Below are 6,966 nucleotides of genomic sequence, written 5' to 3'. Positions count from 1 at the left end.
GGGGCGGCGGCTCTTCCCGATCATTGGGATTGGGAGCTCGCTGGGGGCGCTCGTGGGTGCCAGCCTGTCGGGAATCTTGCTGACCAGCCTGGGGCCGCATCGTGTGATACTGCTAGCCGCAACGTTGCTGGCCGTATCGGCCGGCACGACGTGGGCGATTGGTCGGCATGCGCCGATCGTTCGGGGGCAACAACCACCTCCTCAGTCAGGTTGCGCCACCGGGCCGCTGCGAGGCCCTGGCGGCTTTCAGCTTGTCTTCTCGGATCGGTATCTGCTACTCATTGCCGTGTTCGTTATGCTTCTGAACGTCGTGAACACTGGCGGCGAGTTCTTGCTGAGCAAGCTCGTCATGGCAGAGGCGGAGACGTTTGCCGCGCATGCCGCTGACGCGAGCGCCGCGACCCGAGCGTTCATCGGAAGCTTCTATGCGCGCTACTTCACGCTGGTGGGCATCGTGGGTCTCGTGGGACAACTCTTCCTCGTCTCTCGACTCTTCCAAAAGATTGGTGTGGCCGGCGCGCTCTTCGTGACGCCGGTGATTGCCCTCGGCGGCTATGTGCTCGTCGCTGCCCTGCCGCTGCTCGGTGTCTTGGCGATGACCAAGCTCTTCGAAAACGCGGCAGACTACTCAATCCAGAATACGGCGCGGCACGCCCTGTTCCTTTCCGTGGGCCGGGATGCCAAGTACAAGGCCACTCAGGTCATCGAAGCCTTCTTCTGGCGGGCTGGAGATCTTCTGCATGCCGCGCTCGTGGTTGTCGGGACAGCGCTCGTCTTCGGCATCCGTGAATACGCGCTCCTGCTCGCCGGCATCGCTGCCGCATGGCTCGTCGTCGCCGCTCTTGTCGCGCGAGAGCATCGGCGGCGCGAGTTGCGCATCGCGCGTCAGCCCGCTGCCGTGTCAACCTCCTCGATTCGGTTCGCGACGCCGCTGACGGAGCGCAGAGCTGCATGACGTGGCGACGCCTCGGTCTCCTGCTCGCGGTTGGCATTGCCTTCGGCGGTGATGCCTTCGCGGCTGTCCAGGAGGAAGCGGCGCCGCAGGCTGCAAATCCTGCTGAGACGCGCGAGCAAGAGCTGCTGGCGAAGAGGCGCGAGAAGGCGAATCAGCGTCAGCCCTATCGGCCGAACCGCGTCGAAGCGACCCTGTTCACCATCGAAGACACTCGGCTGTTCACCCGCATCTTCGATCCGCCGCAAGGGGCCTTTGCCGCCGTTGGAGGGCCTGGCGAAGGTGCCGGGTTCGGGGGTGGCGGCGGCTACCGCGTGGGGACCGAGACACTGAATCTCAGCTTGGCGGCGACCGGATCCTTCAAACAGTACTGGCAGTTGGACGCCTTGTTCCGCGCGCAGGATCTGGCGGGCGGTCGTGCATACGTGGAGCTTGGCGCCCGCCATCGCGATGCACCGCGCGAGAACTTCTTTGGCCTCGGTCCAGAGACGCCCCTTGCGGACCGCACGAACTACACGTTGCAGATGACGACGCTGACGAGCCGCGGCGGGATCGAGATCGGGCGGGACGTGACGCTGTCAGCGGAGGTCGAGTACCTCCGTCCTCGCGTGAGTGGCGGGCAAGACGAGAAGCATCTGTCCATTGAACAGCGCTTCGATGATCTAGACGCGCCGGGGCTCAGCGCAGAGCCACAATTACTGTACGCCGGCGCGAGCTTGGTGTACGAAGGGCGCGATCAGCCGGGGAATCCGCGACGTGGCGGCCGCTACGCGATCTCGTGGGGCCACACACGAGATCGCGACGAGGACCGCTACGCCTTCCAGCGCCTCATGGTCGACGTCGAGCAGGTGTTGCCGTTCTGGGGCGAGCAGCGCCGATTCGTGCTGCGGGGCGTTGGCGTCCAAACCGACCCGGATGCCGGTCGCGAAGTGCCGTTCTACCTGATGCCAGCGCTCGGCGGCGGGAACACCCTGCGCGGCTTCAAGACGAACAGGTTTCGCGATCAGAGCGCGCTTCTGCTGCGCGCCGAGTACCGCTACGAGCTGAATGCGTTTCTGGTGGCTGCGCTCTTCGCCGACGCCGGCCAGGTGGCGCCGAGCTGGGACGCGATGAGCCGCCGCAACTTCAAGCGCAACTACGGCTTTGGCCTCCGCTTCGGCGCGGCAACCGTCGTCCTTCGCGCGGATGTGGCGTTTGCCAGCGGTGAGGGGACGCGGTTCGTGCTTCGCTTCGGCGGGATGTTGTGATGCCTCTGAACGTTCGCGGCGCGGTACCGCTTGCCCTCGTCACGGCTCTCGTCTTGGCCTTCTCGGTCGCCGCATACGACGATCCCGCGGGCGATGGACCCCTATTCAGGTCGGACGACCCGATCTGGCTCGACGGCGACAAAGCCTTCGATGCGGGAGGCGCACGTCCGCAGGAGCTCGGGCAGATCTACGACTTTCTCGAGAACACGTTTGCATCCGTCGCAGATCGCCGCAATATCCCGGCCGTCAACGTGAACACCCTCGACGAGGTGCCAGACTCCAGCTGGTTTACCAACCGACTCGGGCGGCAGATGATGAGCGACGCCGAGGTCGTGCGAGGACCCGACCGCGTCGACCGACTGGAGATCGATGAGTGGACGATCGTAGCCGGGAAGAGCGGCGGCTTGCAGCCAGGATTCCAGGTCGTCCGCACCGGCGACCCATCGAAGCAGCGCTACCAGATCGAGTTCGACCCTCCGGATAACCCGGAGATCGCGACCGGTGCGGAGATCATTGGCACGGCCATTTACCACGCCCTCGGCTACAACGTGGTGGACGTGTATCTGACCGAGCTCGACGTCGCCAAGCTCCGTATCGCGCCCACGGCAACAATCCGTGACCGGGCAGGGCGCCGTCGGCCTTTCAACCGCCACGATCTCGACGATGTGCTGCGGCGCGCGGCGCGACTGCCAAGTGGGCGATACCGAGCGATAGTCAGCCGTTTCGCCGACGGTGAGCCCATGGGGAACTTCCGCTACTATGGCACGCGCCCGGACGACCCGAACGACATCTACCCACACGAGCACCGACGCGAGCTGCGTGCCAGCCGTGTGTTCGCCGCCTGGCTCAATCATGACGACTCTCGTGCGAACAACACGCTCGACATGATGGAGGGTGAGCCGGGGCAGCAGTTCATCCGGCACTACATGTTCGACTTCGGCTCCATCTTGGGCAGCGCGACGGTTGGCCCAAATGCCCCGCGGTCCGGCCACGAATATCTCTATGAACCGGATGTGTCTCGGAAGACGCTGCTCACGTTTGGGCTCTGGGCCCCAGCTTGGGCACGTCGCTCCGTTCCCTCCACACCAGCCGCCGTCGGCCGCTTCACGGCCGACGGATTCGAGCCGCGCAGCTGGCGGCCTGAGTATCCAAACGCTGCCTTCGACAACATGCGTCCCGACGATGCGTTCTGGGGCGCGCGGCGTGTGGCTGGATTCTCGGATGAGATGCTGCGGCAGATCGTTGAAAAGGCGGAATACAGTGATCCGCGCGCAACAGACTATTTGGTCGAGACGATCAAGGAGCGGCGGGATCGTATTGCGCGCGTATGGCTCACCGGCGTGACACCCATTATCGCGCCGCGCCTTTCAGCGGAAGGATGGCTCAGCTTCGAGAACGCTGCTGTGGAGGCCGGGGCTGCAGCCCCGCCAGCGCGCTACACCGTCTCCTGGTCACGCTTCGACAACCTTCGACGTAGGCACGAGGAGGTGGGTGGCCAGGTCGAGCTCGAGACGCGGCGCACCCGCGCGCCCGCGGCGGTTCTCGACAGTCAGTACGTGTGTGCAACGCTCCATGCCGCGCATCCGGACTACCCGCAGTGGATGGCACCCGTGCGCGTCTACTTCAGACGCGATGGCGACGACTGGACGACGGTCGGCTTTTTTCGCGAGGACCCAGGCGCCGAGCACGGCGCGTTCGGTGAACGCGCCCTACCGTAGAAGGTCCGTTACTTCTGTCTGCCGATGAGACCCGTGTGGACCTCCAGCTTCATCACCCGCCGGTCGACGCCCGCAATGTCCTTCTTGAGGTCCTCGTGCACCTTATCGAGCTTGTCCGAGACGTGTTCGTAGCCCTCGGCGAGAATCTTGAAGCGACGGTGTACTTCCTCGAAGCGAGCATCGATGTGTCCGCGAGTCTCGAGATGCTCTTGCTTCAATTCCTCACGAGTTGGCAGCCCCGCCACGCGTATTTCGAGCTCGTCGCGCGTGGGGAGGGCTGCCAGGCGGGCTTCGAATTCGTCGCGCGTGGGGAGGGCTGCCAGGCGGGCTTCGAATTCGTCGCGCGTGGGAAGGGCTGCCACGCGGTCTTCGAACTCGCCGCGTAGCGTGTCCAAACGAGCATCGAGCTCGTCGCGCGTGGGCAACGCATCGATCCGCGTGGTCTGATGTTGCAGATTCTGCTCCACCGAACCGAGCCGATCGTTGATCTTTTCGAGAGCCCCGAGAATCGCATCAGGCTGCATGCCCCCTCCAAATCGCGGTTTTCATGGCAGCCGTCTCCATTGACGGCCCATCCTACCATCGTCAAGGAGCAATCTGCATGCCGGATGAGCGAGAGACGAAGGAGTGCCGTACAGAGGCTGGAGCATCGCCGGGAGGTGGCCGCGCAGCCCTGCGCGGCCAGGTTCATCAGGCAGTTGAACGGTGCATCAGAACATTCCCAGGGCGAGGCGCGCTTCTTCGGACATGCGCTCCTTGGACCACGGCGGATCCCAGACGACGGTGACAACGGCTTGGTCGACGCCTGGGACGTCCCTGACCTTCCACTCGACTTCGACGGGGAGCTGTTGTGCCGAGGGACAGGCGGGGCTCGTCAGCGTCATCGAAACCTTCGCCCGCGCGTTGGCGTCGACACTGATGTCGTAGATCAACCCGAGATCGTAGATGTTGACCGGGATCTCCGGGTCGTAGACCGTGCGAAGCGCCTCGATGATTGGCGGCGTGAGCTCGGCCGTTCGAGCCTCGTCCGTGGCGCCGACCTCCGCCTTTGGTGCGGTCTCGCTGGCGGGAGGCGAGAAGAGCGCATCGTAGTCGAAGCCAGGAGCGCCTGGTGCGGTCGAGGCTGCTTCTGCGGGTGATTCCGGCGAGCTGGTCACGGCAGTCTCTGGCGGGTGGGAGACTTCTGGTGACTCGTCAGGCGCCGTCGCGTCTGCCGGTGCTGTCGCGGCCACCTCGGGCTCCTTCGTCGGCTCGTCGTCACGCTTGCGAAAGAGGGAAAACATACTGCCTCCATTCTACCGCCGGCGGCTCATTCTGTCGTGACGGGCTCCTGTGCCTCGTTCTCGAGCGCGGCACGCAATGTGTGCCAGCAGAGGGTGGCGCACTTGACACGCGTGGGGTACTCACGAACTCCCGCGAACACGCCAAGCTTGCCCAGCCGCTCATCCTCGTCGGCCGACCCAGAAGCCGTGACCAGATGATGGAATCTCTCGAACAAGGCGCCAATGTCGTCGTGCGACAAGCCCTTGACGATTTCGGTCATCATCGAGGCTGACGCTTTCGAGATCGCGCAGCCCTGTCCCTCGAAGCGAACATCAGTCACGCGGTTGCCGTCGAGGCGCACGTACACGGTCAGCTTGTCGCCGCACAACGGGTTGTGGCCAATTGCGCTCCGGTCGGCCGGCTCGAGGATTCCGAAGTTCCGTGGCCGCTTGTTGTGATCGAGGATGACTTCCTGGTAGAGATCTCGCAGGTCAGACATTGCCACCAAACAGTTCCCTGACGCGCCACACGGCGCGCGCGAGCGCGTCGACGTCCTCCGGTGTGTTGTACAGCGCGAACGACGCTCGCACCGTGGCGGGCACGCCGTAGCGATCCATGATCGGCTGCGCGCAATGCTGCCCCGCGCGCACGGCGACCCCTTCTTGGTCCAGGACCGTCCCCACGTCGTGTGGATGGACATCATCGTAGACGAACGAGATCACGCCGCAGCGTTCGCTGGCCGTACCAATGATCCGAACGTCTGGAATCTCGAGGAGCTGCTCGGTCGCGCGAACGAGAAGGTCGTGCTCATGCGCGCGCACCGCGTCGAGGTCGCAGGCCGCCAAGAACTCCACCGCGGCGCCGAAGCCGACCACGCCGGCGATGTTGGGCGTGCCCGCCTCGAAGCGATACGGCACGGTGTTGTAGGTCGTCTTCTCGAAGGTGACCGAGGCAATCATCGAGCCGCCACCCTGATAGGGTGGCATTGCATCGAGCAGCGCCTGCTTGCCGTAGAGCGCGCCCACGCCGGTGGGCCCGTAGAGCTTGTGCGCCGAGAAGGCATAGAAGTCGCAGTCGAGCGCCTGGACATCTACCGGCAGATGCGGTGCGCCCTGCGCGCCATCGATCAACACTGGAATGCCGCGCGCGTGCGCCTCTCGGATGATGTCGCTCACCGGCAAGATCGTACCCAGCGCGTTGGACACATGGGTGACCGCAACCAGACGCGTCTGCTCTCGCATGAGCGCGACGAGCTCACCAAACTCCAGCTCGCCGCGATCCGAGATAGGCGCAACCTGCAGCCGGGCGCCGGTCGCCTCGCACACGATCTGCCAGGGGACGATGTTGGAGTGATGCTCCAGGTGCGTGAGGAGGATTTCGTCGCCCTCGTGCAGTCGTGGGCGGGCAAAGCTCTGCGCAACGAGGTTAATCGCCTCGGTGCACCCTCGTGTGAAGACCACCTCCGTGACTGCGCGGGCATTGATGAACCGGCGCACCGTCTCGCGTGCGCCCTCGTACGCGCGCGTAGCTCGCTCGCCCAAGAGATGGTTAGCGCGGTGGATATTGGCGTTTGCCTCCAGGTAGTAGCGGTTCAGCGCATCGAGAACGGCACGCGGCTTTTGTGTGGTGTTGGCGTTGTCGAGATACGCGAGGGGGTGCCCGTGGATCTGCTGCTGCAGAATGGGAAATTCCGCCCGCAAGCGGGCGGCATCGAACGGGATGCGGACGGTTGCGTCAACTGCGTTCATGGTACGCGAGCCAATCGTGAGGCGCGTTGGCCTAACGC

Annotated in this window: 6 protein-coding genes; 2 read left to right on the top strand and 4 right to left on the bottom strand. The window is 64.6% G+C overall.

The annotated features are described in order from the left end of the window. The first annotated feature begins 822 nt into the window (after window positions 1-822). Together GEV06_21935 and GEV06_21930 are read left to right on the top strand one after the other, a co-directional pair. Entirely contained in the window at window positions 823-2,199 is a 1,377-nt protein-coding gene (locus tag GEV06_21935) for a BamA/TamA family outer membrane protein (protein MPZ20549.1), read from the top strand. After that, window positions 2,199-3,917: a hypothetical protein gene (locus GEV06_21930; protein MPZ20548.1), complete on the top strand. Its 1,719-nt coding sequence runs from the start codon at window positions 2,199-2,201 to the stop codon at window positions 3,915-3,917. Before GEV06_21935 ends, GEV06_21930 begins: the two co-directional genes overlap by 1 nt. A gap of 8 nt (window positions 3,918-3,925) precedes the next feature. Here GEV06_21930 and GEV06_21925 read toward each other — a convergent pair whose 3' ends face one another. The 4 genes from GEV06_21925 to sufS all read right to left on the bottom strand — a co-directional run bounded on the left by GEV06_21925 (window position 3,926) and on the right by sufS (window position 6,928). Next, entirely contained in the window at window positions 3,926-4,441 is a 516-nt protein-coding gene (locus GEV06_21925; GenBank protein ID MPZ20547.1) for a hypothetical protein, read from the bottom strand. Window positions 4,442-4,627: 186 nt separating this feature from the next. Then, window positions 4,628-5,200, bottom strand: coding sequence for an SUF system Fe-S cluster assembly protein (locus GEV06_21920; protein ID MPZ20546.1), 573 nt, complete (start codon window positions 5,198-5,200; stop codon window positions 4,628-4,630). A 26-nt stretch (window positions 5,201-5,226) separates the two neighbouring features. After that, window positions 5,227-5,679: an SUF system NifU family Fe-S cluster assembly protein gene (locus GEV06_21915; protein MPZ20545.1), complete on the bottom strand. Its 453-nt coding sequence runs from the start codon at window positions 5,677-5,679 to the stop codon at window positions 5,227-5,229. Then, window positions 5,672-6,928 (bottom strand): SufS family cysteine desulfurase, encoded by a 1,257-nt coding sequence (gene sufS / locus GEV06_21910; protein MPZ20544.1) that lies wholly within the window; start codon window positions 6,926-6,928, stop codon window positions 5,672-5,674. Before sufS ends, GEV06_21915 begins: the two co-directional genes overlap by 8 nt. Window positions 6,929-6,966: the final 38 nt, after the last annotated feature.

This window comes from Luteitalea sp., from assembly GCA_009377605.1.
GTDB lineage: Bacteria > Acidobacteriota > Vicinamibacteria > Vicinamibacterales > Vicinamibacteraceae > WHTT01.
Note: the sequence above shows the minus strand (reverse complement) of the source record. Positions and strands in the feature narration are given on the sequence as shown.